The 15297-nt window shown below is 65.0% G+C and carries 13 protein-coding genes, 1 tRNA gene and 1 pseudogene; 11 read left to right on the top strand and 4 right to left on the bottom strand.

Features of this window, described 5'->3' with window-relative positions; translation table 11 throughout:
* Positions 1-43 precede the first annotated feature (43 nt).
* The 7 genes and pseudogenes from G5A46_RS02745 (at position 44) to G5A46_RS02775 (ending at position 6721) form a co-directional block, all read left to right on the top strand.
* Positions 44-1411, top strand: a complete 1368-nt coding sequence (locus G5A46_RS02745) for a mechanosensitive ion channel family protein (RefSeq protein WP_239520584.1) — start codon at positions 44-46, stop codon at positions 1409-1411.
* Between the two features lie 109 nt (positions 1412-1520).
* Positions 1521-1595, top strand: a tRNA-Gln gene (locus G5A46_RS02750).
* Between the two features lie 250 nt (positions 1596-1845).
* Positions 1846-2125, top strand: a pseudogene (locus tag G5A46_RS02755) (IS5/IS1182 family transposase); the annotation flags it as partial.
* A 541-nt stretch (positions 2126-2666) separates the two neighbouring features.
* Entirely contained in the window at positions 2667-3875 is a 1209-nt protein-coding gene (locus G5A46_RS02760; protein WP_163847112.1) for an MFS transporter, read from the top strand.
* An 84-nt stretch (positions 3876-3959) separates the two neighbouring features.
* Complete coding sequence (locus tag G5A46_RS02765; RefSeq protein ID WP_163847114.1) at positions 3960-5045, top strand: alcohol dehydrogenase catalytic domain-containing protein; 1086 nt, start codon at positions 3960-3962, stop codon at positions 5043-5045.
* A complete protein-coding gene (locus tag G5A46_RS02770) occupies positions 5042-6271 on the top strand; it encodes a mandelate racemase/muconate lactonizing enzyme family protein (protein ID WP_163847116.1) in 1230 nt (409 codons plus the stop codon). Before G5A46_RS02765 ends, G5A46_RS02770 begins: the two co-directional genes overlap by 4 nt.
* Before the next feature lie 150 nt (positions 6272-6421).
* Entirely contained in the window at positions 6422-6721 is a 300-nt protein-coding gene (locus G5A46_RS02775) for an ArsR/SmtB family transcription factor (RefSeq protein WP_163849849.1), read from the top strand.
* 142 nt (positions 6722-6863) lie between these two features.
* Here the strand turns inward: G5A46_RS02775 and G5A46_RS02780 are convergent, their stop codons facing one another.
* Positions 6864-7070: a cold-shock protein gene (locus tag G5A46_RS02780; RefSeq protein ID WP_163847118.1), complete on the bottom strand. Its 207-nt coding sequence runs from the start codon at positions 7068-7070 to the stop codon at positions 6864-6866.
* A 254-nt stretch (positions 7071-7324) separates the two neighbouring features.
* A complete protein-coding gene (gene ettA, locus G5A46_RS02785) occupies positions 7325-8980 on the bottom strand; it encodes an energy-dependent translational throttle protein EttA (RefSeq protein ID WP_163847119.1) in 1656 nt (551 codons plus the stop codon).
* A gap of 177 nt (positions 8981-9157) precedes the next feature.
* Here ettA and G5A46_RS02790 point away from each other — a divergent pair, with 177 nt between their 5' ends.
* From G5A46_RS02790 to dacB, 3 genes are all read left to right on the top strand, one after another.
* Entirely contained in the window at positions 9158-10393 is a 1236-nt protein-coding gene (locus G5A46_RS02790; RefSeq protein ID WP_239520585.1) for an AI-2E family transporter, read from the top strand.
* Between the two features lie 97 nt (positions 10394-10490).
* Positions 10491-11108, top strand: coding sequence for a nicotinate-nucleotide adenylyltransferase (locus G5A46_RS02795; protein WP_275585252.1), 618 nt, complete (start codon positions 10491-10493; stop codon positions 11106-11108).
* A 66-nt stretch (positions 11109-11174) separates the two neighbouring features.
* The gene (gene dacB, locus G5A46_RS02800; RefSeq protein ID WP_163847121.1) at positions 11175-12665 is read left to right on the top strand and encodes a D-alanyl-D-alanine carboxypeptidase/D-alanyl-D-alanine endopeptidase; all 1491 of its coding nucleotides are present in this window, start codon (positions 11175-11177) and stop codon (positions 12663-12665) included.
* A gap of 140 nt (positions 12666-12805) precedes the next feature.
* On the opposite strand, the gene G5A46_RS02805 is transcribed toward dacB, so the two are convergent.
* Together G5A46_RS02805 and G5A46_RS02810 are read right to left on the bottom strand one after the other, a co-directional pair.
* On the bottom strand, positions 12806-12955 hold the full coding sequence (locus G5A46_RS02805; RefSeq protein ID WP_163847123.1) for a hypothetical protein: 150 nt from the start codon (positions 12953-12955) through the stop codon (positions 12806-12808).
* 145 nt (positions 12956-13100) lie between these two features.
* Positions 13101-13526: a tellurite resistance TerB family protein gene (locus G5A46_RS02810; RefSeq protein WP_163847124.1), complete on the bottom strand. Its 426-nt coding sequence runs from the start codon at positions 13524-13526 to the stop codon at positions 13101-13103.
* Between the two features lie 137 nt (positions 13527-13663).
* Between G5A46_RS02810 and G5A46_RS02815 the strand changes: the two genes are divergently transcribed.
* Positions 13664-15238 carry a lysine--tRNA ligase gene (locus G5A46_RS02815; protein ID WP_163847126.1) on the top strand — a complete coding sequence of 525 codons (1575 nt, stop codon included), beginning with the start codon at positions 13664-13666 and terminating at the stop codon, positions 15236-15238.
* The last annotated feature ends 59 nt before the right edge of the window (positions 15239-15297 follow it).

A 15297-nucleotide genomic window follows, 5' to 3' on the forward strand; every position in this document is an offset into this window, starting at 1 on the left:
GTTAAGGTAAGGCATTCGTTTCAGCCATTCGGACGCCTTTGACGTGATCTTTTCCCTTCTGCGCCGCACGGCGCCTGCCCTGCTGCTGGCGCTTGCGCTGATCCTGCCTGCCCTTCCCCTGTCCGCACAGGACGGCAGCCAGCCCGGTGGCACAATCACCGTAGCCGACGACGCCACGCGCGACGCCGCCATCGCCAGCCGCATCCGCGCCATCCTGGCCGAGCTGGACGGCTACGGCGATGTGACGGTCGCGGTGTCCTCCGGCATCGTGACGCTACGGGGCACCACGCTGGACGCCGCCACCGCCGCCGCGCTGACCGATCTGGCCGCACGGGTCGAAGGGGTGGTGGCCATCCGCAACGAGGTCGCCGAAACCACTGATGTGGCCCGCCGCCTGGACCCTGCGGTGGGTCGGATGATGGACCGGCTGGCGCAGGTCATCGCCTATCTGCCGCTGTTCGCCATCGCCCTGCTGGTGGCTGCGGCGATTGTCACGGTGGGGGTGTTGCTGGCCCGGATGCGACAGCCCTGGGACCGGATTGCGCCCAATGCCTTCATCGCCGACATCTACCGGCAGATCCTGCGGTTGGTCTTTGTCATCGCGGGGGTGGTGATCGGTCTCGATATCCTGAACGCCACGGCCCTGTTGTCCACCATCCTGGGCGCCGCCGGGATCATCGGGCTGGCCATCGGCTTTGCCGTGCGCGACACGGTGGAGAATTTCATCGCTTCCCTGATGCTGTCCGTGCGCCAGCCCTTTCGGCCCAATGACGCGGTGGAGATCAACGGCGACGAAGGCAAGGTGATCCGCCTGACCTCGCGCGCGACGATCCTGCTCAGCTGGGATGGCAACCATATCCGCATCCCCAACGCGACAGTGTTCAAAAGCCGCATCGTCAACTATTCCCGCAATGCGGAGCGGCGATTCGTCTTCGACATCGGCATCGCGCCGGACGCCGACCTGGCGCTGGCCCAGCGGGTCGCGCAACGGACGTTGGCCGACCTGCCGTTCACCGTTGATCGTCCGGCGGTGGATGCCTGGATCGACGGGATCGGCGACAGCACCGTGACACTGCGGCTGGCCGGTTGGATCGACCAGCGCGCCACCGGCCTTCTGGCCGCGCGCGGCGAGGCAATTCGCCTCTGCATGGCCGCATTGTCGCAGGCCGGGATCGCCATGCCGGAGCCGACCTACCGCCTGCTGACCCCCGGCTTGACCGGCGCGGTGGCCGACGGGCTGGACGTCGCGCAGCCCGAAACCCACGCCCGCCCTGCCCCGCAGACCACCGCACCCGCCGATGTCGGCGATGTCGATGCCCATTCCGAGGACGAGCTGTCCGCCATCATCGATGCGGAACGCCGCGAAACCGCCGACAAGGATCTGCTGACCCGCGACGCCCCCACCGAATAAGGCCCCCGGCAGGGATCTGCCGGCGCGCGAAACCTCGGGGAAAGTCGCAGTTTTTTGCGCCGCCGGGTCTTGCGCCTTCCCGTTCAAGGCCGTAAATAGGCCCCCACGTTGGGATGTAGCCAAGTGGTAAGGCAACTGTTTTTGGTACAGTGTACCGTAGGTTCGAATCCTACCATCCCAGCCACATTTTCCAGATAGCCCCTTGATTTATACCAATAAATCAGAACAAGAGCGGCTCGAAAAACGGAATTTCAACCGACTTCCTCAACATATCCTGCACCTTGAATTTGCTTTCAGCATAAAGCTTCGTTCTGCTGCACAAGGTCAATTTGTTGGACTAAGCTTGCGATTCCCGGCTCTGCTGCACAAATCCCGTGCGGGATTCATCTTGTGAATCCAGCGTGGTATCTGGATGGTATGAGCAGACCCATACCCCCTGCCCAAACGCAAGGCCTTGGAAGCCCGACACTGCCGGAGCAATCGCACGGTACGAGGCGCTGCGCGCGTCGAAACGCTTCGGCCGGACGATCTGGATACGATGGAGCGGAAACCACCGCCGAAGCCGCGTCGAGACCAAATGCATTGTGTGAAGCTGCTGGGACAGCGCCTGACCGCCCGGGACCTCGACCGTCAGGTCGCCGAGTTCCAGAGCCGTGTCGCCGTACTGAACGGCTCACCGCGCTCGGCATACCTGTCACGGAAGCAGAGGGATGAGTCTGTCCGGGGAAAGGGGCCGTCCGGCCTGCAGTTGAGTTGTGCAACACAGTCGGCGCGCGGAGTCCGGTGGAACACATCGACCGCGATATCCGACAGCGGGAAGGTGCGCTTTTGGTCATTCGTCCCGACAGGCAAGTTGGATGCCATAGATCGCGGAGAGCGTCCGCAACAGCGAACTGGCCGTCGTTGGGATGTTGGACATCGCCTTGATCTTCTCGTTGACCATCTCTGCCGTGTGATGTCCGAGATCGGCATGTCGAGCCAGCGCGGGACGTGGCGACGCTTGACCGAGGCATATCCGGCAGCCGCCTCCTCGCTGATCTTCCGCTGGCGCGGATCGAGCGCCTGCGTGACGTGCTGTTCCAGCGCCTCCCGAAGCGGGACCTCGCCCGTACCGCGCGGACGGGCGTCCTTGGTGATGATGCCGGCTCACTTGGTGAAGGTCATTTCTTGCCCGGCGGCCGGCCGTTGACAGCGGCGGCGGGTCACGGTTGTATCGCGGGCGCCTGCCGGGGCGCCGCTGTCCCGAGGGCCAATCATGTCGAAACGTCTTCCGATGACCGTCATTCTGTTCACCGTGGTTGTCGAATCCATGGGGATCGGCCTGATCTTTCCCGTGGTGCCCGATCTCCTGCGGGAGGTCATGGGCTCGGACCTGTCCGAAGCGGCAATCTGGGGCGGCATCCTGATCTCGGCCTTTGCGGCGATGCAGTTCCTCTTTGGCCCTGTGGTCGGAGCGCTGTCAGATGCCTTCGGACGGCGGCCGGTGCTGTTGATATCGCTGGCGGTGATGGTGGTGAATTACACGATCATGGCGCTGGCCGGATCGGTCTGGATGCTGCTGGTCGGGCGGATGATCGGCGGCATCGCGGCGGCGACCCATGCCACCGCCATGGCCTATATCGCCGATATCAGCAGAGACACCGAGAAATCCGCGAATTTCGGACTGTTTCACGCCGCGTTCGGCGCAGGCTTCATCGTCGGTCCGCTGCTGGGCGGTCTGCTGGGCGACCTGGGCACCCGCGCTCCGTTCTGGGTGGCCGCCGCCATCGCGGCCTGCAACCTGGTTTTCGTGGCGGTGTTCCTGCGCGAAACGGTGACGGAAACGCTGCGCCGCCCGTTCCGCTGGAGCCGGGCCAACCCGTTCGGGGCACTGCGCAATCTGGGCCGGTTGCCGGGGATGGGGGCGCTGATCGGGGTCTACCTGCTCTATCACGTCGCGACCGAGGTGTACCCGGTGATCTGGGCCTATTTCACCCAGGCGCGATTCGAATGGGACGTGCGGCTGGTGGGGGTGTCGTTGGCGTTTTACGGGCTGGCTCATGTGGCGGTGCAGGCAGGGCTGATCCGGCCGGCGCTGCGCCACCTGGGTGAATCGCGCACGGTCATCGCGGGCTTTGCCTGGGACATCGGGATCTACGGGCTTCTGGTGATCATCACCAACGGCGCGCTGGCACTGCTGCTGACGCCGCTGGCCGCGGTGGGAGGCGTGACCGTTCCGGCGCTTCAGGGGGTGCTGTCGAAATCCGTACCGGACAATGCCCAGGGCGAATTGCAAGGGGTGCTGTCGTCGGTCACCGCGTTGGCGATGATCCTGTCGCCGCTGGCCTATACCGGTGTTTTTCGCGCCTTCACCGCCGATGCCGCACCGGTTTTTCTGCCAGGGGCGCCCTTTGCCCTGTCGGTGCTGCTGGTCATCCCGGCGATCCTTCTCTACCTGCGGGCCCGCCCGCGGACAGCGACCTGACGTCGCGGGAAGGCCCGTCAGATTCGCCCTTGCGTCAGCCGCGCTGGCGTTGAAGGCTTCTTTCCAACCAGGGAGAAGACCATCATGCAGAAAATCAAGGCCGCCGTGTGCCACGAGTTCAACGCCCCCCTCGTGATCGAGGAGCTGGAGCTGCGCGCACCGGACATGAACGAAGTGGAAGTCGAGATCGAAGCGGTGGCGGTCTGCCATTCAGACATCTCCTTTCAGCAGGGCGGTTTCGGCGGTCCGCTGCCCGCCGTCTACGGGCACGAGGCCGCAGGGACGGTCACGGCGGTGGGCGACGCGGTTCAGGGGATCGCGGTGGGCGATTCCGTCTGCGTGACGCTGATCAACGCCTGCGGCCATTGCACCACCTGCCAATCCGGCAAACCGACGATCTGCGAGACCCCGCGCGATAATCTGGCGCAAAGCCCGCTGCGCACAGCCGATGGGACGCCGGTGGCGCAGGCCATGGCTGCCGGGGCGTTTGCCGAAAAGGTCGTGGTGGATCACAGCCAGATCTGCGTGATTCCCGATGATGTGGGCAAGGATGTCGCCTCTCTCATCTCTTGCGGGGTGATCACCGGGGTGGGCGCCGCCGTCTTTGCCGCCGAATTGCAGGTCGGGCAGGACGTGGTGGTCATCGGGGCGGGCGGCGTCGGGCTGAACGCCATCCAGGGCGCGCGGATCGCGGGTGCCCGGCGTATCGTCGCTGTCGACGTGCTGGAGGACAAGTTGCAGGTCGCCCGCGATTTCGGCGCCACCGACACCGTGCTGGCCGAGGGCAAGCCCTGGGCGGAGGTCAAGAAGATCCTGGGCCGGGGCGCCGATGCGGTGCTGGTCACGGTCGGCGTGGCGGAGGTCTACGACAAGGCGCCGCGCTATCTGGCCTGGGGCGGTCGCGTGATCATGGTGGGGATGCCGCATGGCGACAAGGTTTCCAGCTATTCGCCGCTGATCATGGCGGATGCCGGTCAGGGCATCGTCGGCTCCAAGATGGGCAACATGGTGATCAAGCGGGATATTCCCTGGATCGTGGACATGTACCGCCAGGGCCGGCTGAAGCTGGACGAGCTGATTTCCGGCCGCTGGACGCTGGATCAGATCAACGAGGCAATCGAGGACACGAAATCCGGCGCCGCCCGCCGCAACGTGATCATGATGAAATGAAGCTGTCCGATCTCGATATAATCGTTACCGCCCCACCCGCTCCGGGGTGGGGCGGGCGCTACTGGATCCTGGTGAAGGTGACGACCGCCTGCGGCATCACGGGCTGGGGCGAATGCTACGCCAGCTCTGTCGGGCCTGCGGCGATGGAGGCGGTGATCCACGACGTCTTTGCCCGTCATATGCAGGGCACCGCGCCCGACCAGGTGGAACTGATGTTCCGCCGCGCCTATTCGTCCGGCTTCACCCAGCGGCCCGACCCTACGGTTATCGGCGCCTTTTCGGGGTTGGAAATGGCCTGCTGGGATATCCTGGGCAAGGCGCTGGACCGTCCGGTTCATGCGCTTCTGGGTGGGCGGCTGAATGACCGGTTGCGCGCCTATACCTACCTCTATCCGCTTCCCCATCACGATCTGAACGGGTTCTGGTCCGATCCCGAGTTGGCCGCTGAATGCGCGATTTCCTTTGCCGATCAGGGCTATACCGCGCTGAAATTCGATCCGGCGGGGCCCTACACGATCCGTGGCGGGCACATGCCCGCCTTGTCGGACCTGGACCTGTCGGCCCGGTTCTGCGCCGCGATCCGGGGCGCGGTGAACACGCGGGCGGATCTGCTGTTCGGGACGCACGGGCAATTCACCGGGGCGGGGGCGCTGCGCATGGCGTCTGCGATTGCCGCCTATGATCCCCTGTGGTTCGAGGAACCAGTGCCGCCCGACGATCTGGAGGGGCTGGCCCAGGTCGCGGCGGGGTCGTCGATCCCGGTCGCCACGGGCGAGCGGCTGACCACAATGGCCGAATTCCGCGCCGCGCTTCAGTCCGGGGCGGCGATCGTGCAGCCCGCGCTTGGCCGAGCGGGCGGGCTGTGGCAAGGGCGCAAGATTGCCACTCTGGCCGAAGCCTTCGGCGCCCAGATCGCCCCGCATCTCTATGCCGGACCGGTGGAATGGGCGGCGAATGTGCAGCTGGCCGCAACCTGTCCCAACCTGTTGATGATCGAAACCATCGAGACCCCATTTCACCACGACCTGATCAAGGGGGCGATTACCGTGGAGAACGGCCATGTCCGCCCCGGCGACGCGCCCGGCCTGGGGATCGAGGTGAACGAAGACCTGGCCCGCGCGCATCCCTATACGGGCACGGCGCTGCACCTGGAGATGCAGGAGGCGCCATGCCGCTACGACGCGCCCAATGCCTTTCTCGGCGGGGCGCCCCCGGATCAAGGCTGACCCTGCGCGTCCGGGACTTGGTCTTTTGGGGGCGGACGTGATATCAGGCCGCGATCCCGCCCCGATGCTTTACCGCGACGCGCTGCCCGTGACCCGCCCGAGGACCGTATATTGAACGATACCGACGACCGCTCTCTCGCGCAGGCGGAGATGGCCGCCAATGCGGCCCGTGCCGCGGGATTCCTGAAATCCCTGGCACATGAAGGACGGCTGATGATCCTGTGCCATCTGGAAGGGGGAGAACGCTCTGTCTCGGAGCTGGAGGCATTGCTGGACACACGGCAGGCGGCGGTCAGCCAGATGCTGGCCCGGCTGCGGGAGGACGGGCTGGTGCGCGCCCGGCGAGAGGGCAAGGTGGTTTACTATTCCCTGTCCGACCAGGCCTCGTCCGAGGTGATTGCCCTGCTCTACCGCCTTTTCTGCGCGCCGGATTCGCCCTCAAAGGACTGAGACGTAGCCCTGTCGCGGAGGAGCCACGGGGCGGCACAATGCCAGAACGGGTGGCCGAAGCATGCGAAAAGGGCGGACCTGATGGCCCGCCCTTTCGTATCTTTTGCGTTGTTCCGGCGACGTCAGGCCACCGGACCCCGGGTCAGAGCAGCGCCAGGTTGGTCGCGCTCTCACGGCCGTCACGGCCGGATTCCAGGTCAAAGCTGACCTTTGCGCCATCCTGAAGGCCGGTCAGGCCCGAACGCTCAACGGCGGAGATGTGGACAAAAATGTCCTTGCTGCCGCCTTCGGGTGCGATGAAGCCGTAGCCTTTGGTGGTGTTGAACCATTTCACGGTGCCAGTGGCCATTCCGTGGTCTCCTGTATCTCAATTGCCGCCCGCGGAAGTGCGGCGGCTCGGCAAACTAGTGTCTAACGAAGACTGTAGCCGGTGAAGAGAAACAGCAGAGTCGGTAGAGGTCGTAACGCACCCGCACCATGACAGGATTCGCAGCCGTTGTGAAGACATGTTGGCGGCCCGGGCGGTTTTTCACCACTCGGGCCGTCCGGCACCGGGCCGGTGGTCCGGCAGCCGCAGCCGCCGGGCCTATGTCTGTGCCGGAGCTAGCGGGTGAACTTCTTGTACTTGATCCGCTTGGGTTCCAGCGCATCGGGGCCCAGGCGCCGCTTCTTGTCTTCTTCGTAATCTGCGAAATTGCCCTCGAACCATTCCACGTGGGCGTCGCCCTCGAAAGCCAGCATGTGGGTGCAGATCCGATCCAGGAAGAACCGGTCGTGCGAGATGACCACGGCACAACCGGCGAAATCCACCAGCGCGTCTTCCAGGGCGCGCAGGGTCTCGACGTCCAGGTCGTTGGTCGGTTCATCCAACAGCAGCACGTTGCCACCCGAGCGCAGCAACCGCGCCATGTGGACCCGGTTGCGTTCCCCCCCCGAGAGCAGCGAGACCTTCTTCTGCTGGTCGCCGCCCTTGAAGTTGAAGGCCGAGCAATAGGCGCGGGCGTTCACCTCGGCATCGCCGAGCTTGATGATGTCCTGGCCGTCGGCGATGGCCTCCCAGACGTTTTCGTCGTCCTTCAGATCGTCGCGGGACTGGTCGACATAGGACAGATCCACCGTGTCACCATATTCGATGGTGCCGGCATCGGGCTGCTCCTGTCCGGTCAGCATCTTGAACAGGGTGGATTTACCGGCGCCGTTCGGCCCGATCACGCCCACGATCCCGCCCGGCGGCAGGGAGAAGCTGAGATCCTCGATCAACAGCTTGTCGCCCATCGCCTTGCGCAGGCCCTCGACCTCGATCACCTTGGAGCCAAGGCGCGGACCGTTGGGGATGATGATCTGGGCGCGCGACAGCTTTTCCCGCTCCGATTGGTTGGCGAGTTCATTGTAGGCATTGATCCGCGCCTTTGACTTGGCCTGCCGGGCCTTGGGGGATTGGCGCATCCACTCCAGTTCGCGTTCCAGGGTCTTCTGCTTGGACTTGTCGTCGCGGGCTTCCTGTTGCAGACGCTTGGCTTTCTGCTCCAGCCAGGCGGAGTAGTTGCCCTCGTAGGGGACGCCGCGACCGCGGTCGAGTTCAAGAATCCAGCCGGTGATATCGTCCAGGAAATAACGGTCATGGGTAACGATCAGGATCGTGCCCTTGTAGTCGATCAGGTGCTGTTGCAGCCAGGCGATGGTTTCCGCGTCCAGGTGGTTGGTCGGTTCGTCCAGCAGCAGCATGTCGGGCTGTTCGAGCAGCAGCTTGCACAATGCGACGCGGCGTTTCTCCCCCCCCGACAGGGTGGCCACGTCGGCGTCGTCCGGGGGGCAGCGCAGGGCCTCCATCGCGACGTCGATCTGGCTGTCCAGATCCCACAGGTCGTTGCTGTCGATCTCGTCCTGGAGGGCGGCCATCTCGTCCGCCGTCTCGTCGGAATAGTTCATCGCCAATTCGTTGAACCGATCCAGCTTGCCCTTCTTTTCGGCCACGCCCAGCATGACGTTGCCGCGCACGTCCAGATCGGGGTCCAGCGCGGGTTCCTGCGGCAGGTAGCCGACATTGGCGCCCTCGGCCGCCCAGGCCTCCCCCTGGAAGTCCTTGTCCATGCCGGCCATGATCTTCAGCAGGGTGGATTTACCCGCGCCGTTCACGCCGACGACGCCGATCTTCACGCCGGGCAGGAAATTCAGGTGAATGTTCTCGAACGTCTTCTTGCCGCCCGGATAGGTCTTGGAGACGCCGGACATGTGATAGACATATTGGTAGGCGGCCATGGGGTGGCTCCGTCGCTGAATGAGAAGTTGGCCCCAGATACAGAAACACCGGTCGGGTAGCAATCCGCATGACGGGTGTGATGCGGCCCGCCGCCCCCGGCACGGCGGTGCCACCGGTGCGGAACTTCGACGCAAGGCAGGGCGTTGATCGGGCGCCAGCGCAAAGGAGACCCGCCCGTGCCCCACCACCAGACCGAGGACCGGCACGCAGAACGGGCAGAGGCGCGCCTCGCCTCGTTGCATCGGATCGAATATCTGTTGGGCGGGCTGCTGGTTCTGTTCTTCTTCTGGTCGATTTCCCTGGCCAAGGTCGTGATGCTGCCGATCGTGTTGGGGTTCCTGATCGCGCTGACCCTCAGCGCGCCGACCCGCTGGATCGCCAAGCGCGGGGTGCCCGTGGGCGTCACCGCCGTGGTCCTGATCGGGGCGATCGGGCTGTCCACGGTCACTGGCCTTTACATGCTGCGCGGCCCGGCGGAGCAATTGATGCGCTCTATCCCCGCGATGCAGGACGATCTGCGGGAGAAGCTGGGCAGCCTGGCCACGCAGGTGAAACAGGTTCGCGAAGCGTCAGAGCAGATGGAGGACATGGCAGGCGGAGGCGCCGACGCGAAGACCACCGTGGTGATGGACCGGGCCAGCATCGTGGATACGGCAATCTCCTCCCTTGCCGGGACCGGCACGGCGCTGGTGATCGCGCTGATCCTAGCGATGTTCCTGCTGGCCTCCGGTGACATGTTCCAACGCAAGCTGGTGCAGAGCTTCCCCCGGATCGGCGACAAGAAACGCGCCCTGCGGATCACCCATGACGTGGAGCGCCAGATCTCCCGGTATCTGGCCGCGATCACGGTAATCAACGCGGCACTGGGGCTGGCGGTGGGCGTATCGATGTACCTGCTGGACATGCCCTATGCGCATATCTGGGGGGTGGCCGCGTTTCTGTTGAACTACCTGCCCTACCTGGGTGCCATGGTCGGTGCCGTCGCCGTGGCGGCAGTTGCGATGGTGACCTTTGCCACGCTGGGCCAGGCGCTGGTGGTGCCCCTCGTCTACCTGATCCTGACCTCGATCGAGGGACAGATGGTGACCCCCTGGCTGGTCGGGCGGCACCTGCGGCTGAACGCGGCCGCGATCTTTGTCGCGGTGATCTTCTGGGCCTGGCTGTGGGGTGTCGCCGGGGCGTTGATGGCGGTGCCGTTCCTGGTCTTCGTCAAGGTGATCTGCGATTATGTGCCCGGGCTGAAGGCCATCGGCCTGTTTCTGGACGGCGAGACGCGGGGACGCCTGCGGGAGCCGGGACCGTCCGGAGCCGCTGCCCGGCGGTCCGAGCGAGAGGTGATGCCGCCCCCCGAGCACCGGTCGGAGGACCGCACCGACACGCCCGGCCCCCCGCGGCCCGGCGTGATCGGCTAGGTGGTGGCACAATACCAGGCAGCGCCCGACACCCCGCACGTTGACTTTCCCGCGCAGGCAGGGAGAGTTCGCGCAAACGCCCCCTGCGGAGAAGACCGTGAGCTTTCAGCGCCCCGTGGCCCGCGCGCCCATGACCATCGGCCTGCTGGGCGGATCCTTTGATCCGCCCCATGCCGGCCATGTCCATATCACCAACCAGGCGCTGCGCCGGTTCGGGCTGGACCGGGTGTGGTGGCTGGTCTCTCCCGGAAATCCGCTGAAAACGCGCGGCCCCGCGCCGATGGACCGTCGCCTCGCCGCCAGCCGGGCGCTGTTGCGAGATCCCCGCGTCACCGTCACGGATATCGAGGCGCGGATCGGCACCCGCTACACCGCGCGCACGATCCGCAAGCTGCAACACCTGTATCCCGGCGTGCGCTTTGTCTGGCTGATGGGGGCGGACAACCTGTCGCAATTCGACCGTTGGCAGGAATGGCAATGGATCATGAACAACGTCCCCGTCGGCGTGCTGGCCCGCCCCGGCGACCGGATCGCGGCCCGTCTGTCGCGGCCGGCGCGGCTGTATCGTCATGCGCGGCTGGACGGACGTGAAAGCCGGTTGCTGGCCCGGACGACAGCGCCGGCCTGGTGCTTTGTCAATGTGCCGATGGTTGCCCTGTCCTCAACAATGATTCGCAAGAAAGGCGATTGGAATGCAGACACCGGCACGTCGTGACACGCGGCCCGCGCTGTGGCGCCCGACCCTTGGCAGAGCCGCCGCGCATCCGTTAGGGTCCGCCACATGACCGCACGCCTTTCCCGCCGCGCCTTTCTGACCGCTGGGCTGGCCAGCACCGCCCTGCCCCTTTGGGCAGAGCCCCCCGGCCGATCCCTGCGCCCCGTCGCCCGTCCCGCCGCCCTGGGCCAGACCCCTGTCCCCTCCGCCGAGGAGCTGATCGCCGACGCCCGGTTGACCGGCCGCACCGCCTTCGTCGTCGCCGATCCCGAAACCGGTCAGGTGCTGGAAAGCCGCGACAGCCGCATCGGCCTGCCGGTGGCCAGCGTGGCCAAAACGCTGACGGCGATCTATGCGCTGGACACATTGGGCGGCGACTTCCGGTTCCGAACCCGCCTGATCGCCACCGGACCGGTGGCCGAAGGGCGGCTGAAAGGCGACCTGGTGCTGGCCGGAAGCGGTGATCCGACGCTGGACACCGACGGGTTGGCCACACTGGCCGCGAACCTGAAGGCCGCGGGCATTCACGAGGTGACGGGGCGGTTTCTATACTGGGGCGGCGCGCTTCCGGAGGAACGCGACATCGACCCTTCCCAACCGGAATACGTGGGCTACAATCCCGGTGTCTCGGGCTTGAACCTGAACTACAACCGCGTGCATTTCCAATGGGTTCGCGACAAGGACACCTGGAATGTCTCGATGGATGCGCGAACGGCGAAGTACCGCCCCGACGTGCGGATCGCCCGGATGCGCGTGGTCCAGCGGCAGGGCCCGGTCTACACCTATGCCGATGCGGAGGGGACCGACGATTGGACTGTCGCGTCCTCGGCCCTTGGCAAGGGCGGGTCGCGCTGGCTGCCCGTCCGGCGCCCCGCCGCCTACACCGCCGAGGTCTTCCAGACCCTGGCCCGGTCCCACGGCATCGTTCTGAAGGCGCCGAAACCCGTGTCCGCCCTGCCGCGCGGGGCCGTCCTGACCAGCCTGAACAGCGCCCCGCTGACCGAAATCGTGCAGCTGATGCTGAAATATTCCAACAACCTGGTCGCGGAATCCATCGGGATGGCGGCCAGCATGGCGCGCGGCGCCGGCGTTACCTCCATCACGGGATCGGCCCGGCGAATGAACCGCTGGGGGCGGGAAACCCTGGGCCTGGCCGCGCCGGCGCAAGTGGACCACTCCGGGCTTGGCGACAAATCCCGCCTGCGGATGGATGACCTGGCCGGGCTGCTGGCCACGCCTCGCGCCCGGGATCTGCTGCGCCCGCTATTGAAGGATTACGTGCTGCGAAGTGCCGATTACCGGCCCGACCCCAACCATCCGATCAAGGTCGAGGCCAAGACCGGGACTCTGAATTTCGTAAGCGGGCTGGCAGGCTACATGCGCACCGAGGACGGCCGCGACCTGGCCTTCGCGGTGGTATCCGCAGATGTCGACCGCCGCGCCACCCTGACCCGCGCCGAACGGGACCGGCCCGAAGGTGGCCGCGCCTGGGCGGGACGTGCCCGCAGGCTGCAACAGGCGCTGATCGAACGCTGGGGTCAGCTGTACGGGACGTGACTGTTATTTCTGAAGCGGCCGTCAGATCTGGTATGACTGTCGTTTCAGAAATAGCTGCCTATACCGAAATATTTGCAACAGCTGTAGCGGGAGAAATCTACATTCCAGGGCAGGGACCGACGTGAAGCCACTGCGGCGTCTCAGTGCGATCTGCTGGCCGGGCGCAGAACCTCTTCGGGATTGTAGATGCTGGTGGATGCTCTGCCATTGTCCGCCTCCGCAAGGGTGGCAAGAACGGGGAGCACACATAGCAGGCCAACGCCCGCGACGAGAAATAGCCAACGCTTCATGACTCTCTGCCTTCACTGCGGCCCTTGGATAGGCCGTCTGATCTGATACGCAGAAGATTGGCGCTGCCGTCGCGAAAATCAATGACGCGGCGGAAAGCTGTGGAAAACGGGCGGCTTTTCGCCCGTTTTCAGGAGGTTCCGGCGGTTATTCGTGCAAGTGCCGGGCCCGCGCGCCCCGCTCGATCGCGGCGGCATGCAGACGGTCGATATCCAGCTCGAAGCGCATTTCCTCCAGCATCCGCAGCTCCGCCTCCCGCAGGGCGCCATCGGCGGCGGCCACGTCGCAGCACAGGGCATAGCAGGTCTCGTTCAGACGTTCCGGCAGGTTCTCCCGAACCAGCCCGAACAGGGCGTCGATGCCGTCTTCCTCCTCGAAGAGGTCAAAGACCATGTTGGACACCTGCTTGATCCGGTCGATGTCGTATTCGCCGAAAATGGGCAGCGTGTTCACCTGGTTCTCGATCTTCAACAACTCGGACGTGCGCACGGTACTGTCAGAGATCGACAGGGCCACCATCATGGCAACAAGACAATCCTGCGGGGTCAGGGAATGGGTGATATCGGTGGGCATGGGGTATCCTTTGCCGGGGTCGGCGCCCCGAAAGTCAGGGCGGGTCCAGTTACACCAGAGAATATTGACCCTGCGCGGCGCGGGCAATAGGAAGCCGGGGCCGAGGGCAGACCTGCGGCATCCGAATGGAGTACGACATGTCCGAGTTCCGCAACGCAGCCCTGGAGTCGAAGGCCTGGCCTTTTGAAGAGGCGCGCCGTCTGGCCAAGCGGTACGAGAAGACGCCCCCCACCAAGGGCCATGTCCTGTTCGAGACCGGCTACGGCCCCTCCGGCCTGCCGCATATCGGCACCTTCGGCGAAGTTCTGCGCACGACGATGATCCGCCGCGCGTTCGAGGTGATCTCCGACATCCCCACCCGGCTGATCTGTTTTTCCGACGACATGGACGGGATGCGCAAGGTGCCCGGCAACGTCCCCAACCGGGAAATGCTGACCGAACATCTGCAAAAGCCGCTGACCGCCGTGCCCGATCCGTTCGGCACCCATGACAGCTTTGGCGACCACAACAACGCCATGTTGCGCCGGTTCCTGGATACCTTCGGGTTCGATTACGAATTCTACTCCGCAACCGACTTCTACAAGTCCGGCAAGTTCGACGATGTGCTGAAACGCGCCGTCGAACGCTATGACGACGTGATGAAGGTGATGCTGAAATCCCTGCGCGACGAACGGGCGCAGACCTATTCGATCTTCCTGCCGATCCATCCCGAAACAGGCCGCGTGCTGTACGTCCCGATGAAGGAGGTCAACGCGGCCGACCACACGATCACCTTTGACGACGAGGACGGCCGGGAATGGACCCTGCCCGTCACCGGCGGCAACGTGAAGTTGCAATGGAAGCCCGATTTCGGCGCCCGCTGGGCCGCGCTGGACGTCGACTTCGAGATGTACGGCAAGGACCATTCCACCAACACCCCGATCTACGACCGCATTTGCGAGATCCTGGGTGGTCGGAAACCGGAGCATTTCACCTATGAGCTGTTCCTGGACGACCAGGGGCAGAAGATTTCCAAATCCTCGGGGAACGGGATTTCCATCGACGAATGGTTGTCCTACGCCAGCACGGAATCGCTGAGCTATTTCATGTACCAGAAACCGAAGACGGCCAAACGGCTGTTCTTTGACGTGATCCCGCGCGCGGTGGACGAATATCACCAGCAATTGCGTGCCTTTCCGACGCAGGACGCCAAGGCGCAGGCAGCCAACCCGGTCTGGCACATCCACGGTGGCAACGTGCCCGAATCCCGGATGGTGGTGCCGTTCGGCATGCTGCTGAACCTCGCCTCGGTCGCCGGGGCGGAGAAGAAAGACCAGCTGTGGGGCTTCATCCGCCGCTACGCCCCCGAGGCGACGCCGGAGAGCCACCCCGACCTGGATGCCGCCGCAGGTCACGCGGTTCAGTATTTTCAGGATTTCGTGAAACCCGAGCGGACATTCCGCGCCCCCACCGCGCTGGAGCGTGACGCGCTGGAAGACCTGCGCGACCGCCTGCGCGGCTGGACCGGCCCGGTGGACGACGAGGCGCTGCAAGGCGAGGTCTACGCCGTGGGCCGCGACCGGTTCGACCCGCTGCGCGACTGGTTCAAGGCGTTGTACGAAGTTCTGCTGGGCGCCTCCCAGGGGCCGCGCTTTGGCGGGTTCATTGCGCTCTACGGTGTCGGCGAAACCGCGGACCTGATCGACCGGGCTCTGGCCGGTGAACTGACCTGATCCACGTCTGAGACGCCCAGCAGGGCGGTTTTTGGAAACCGATCGCCCCGTTTCACCGT

Source organism: Pseudooceanicola aestuarii (assembly GCF_010614805.1).
Lineage (GTDB): Bacteria > Pseudomonadota > Alphaproteobacteria > Rhodobacterales > Rhodobacteraceae > Pseudooceanicola > Pseudooceanicola aestuarii.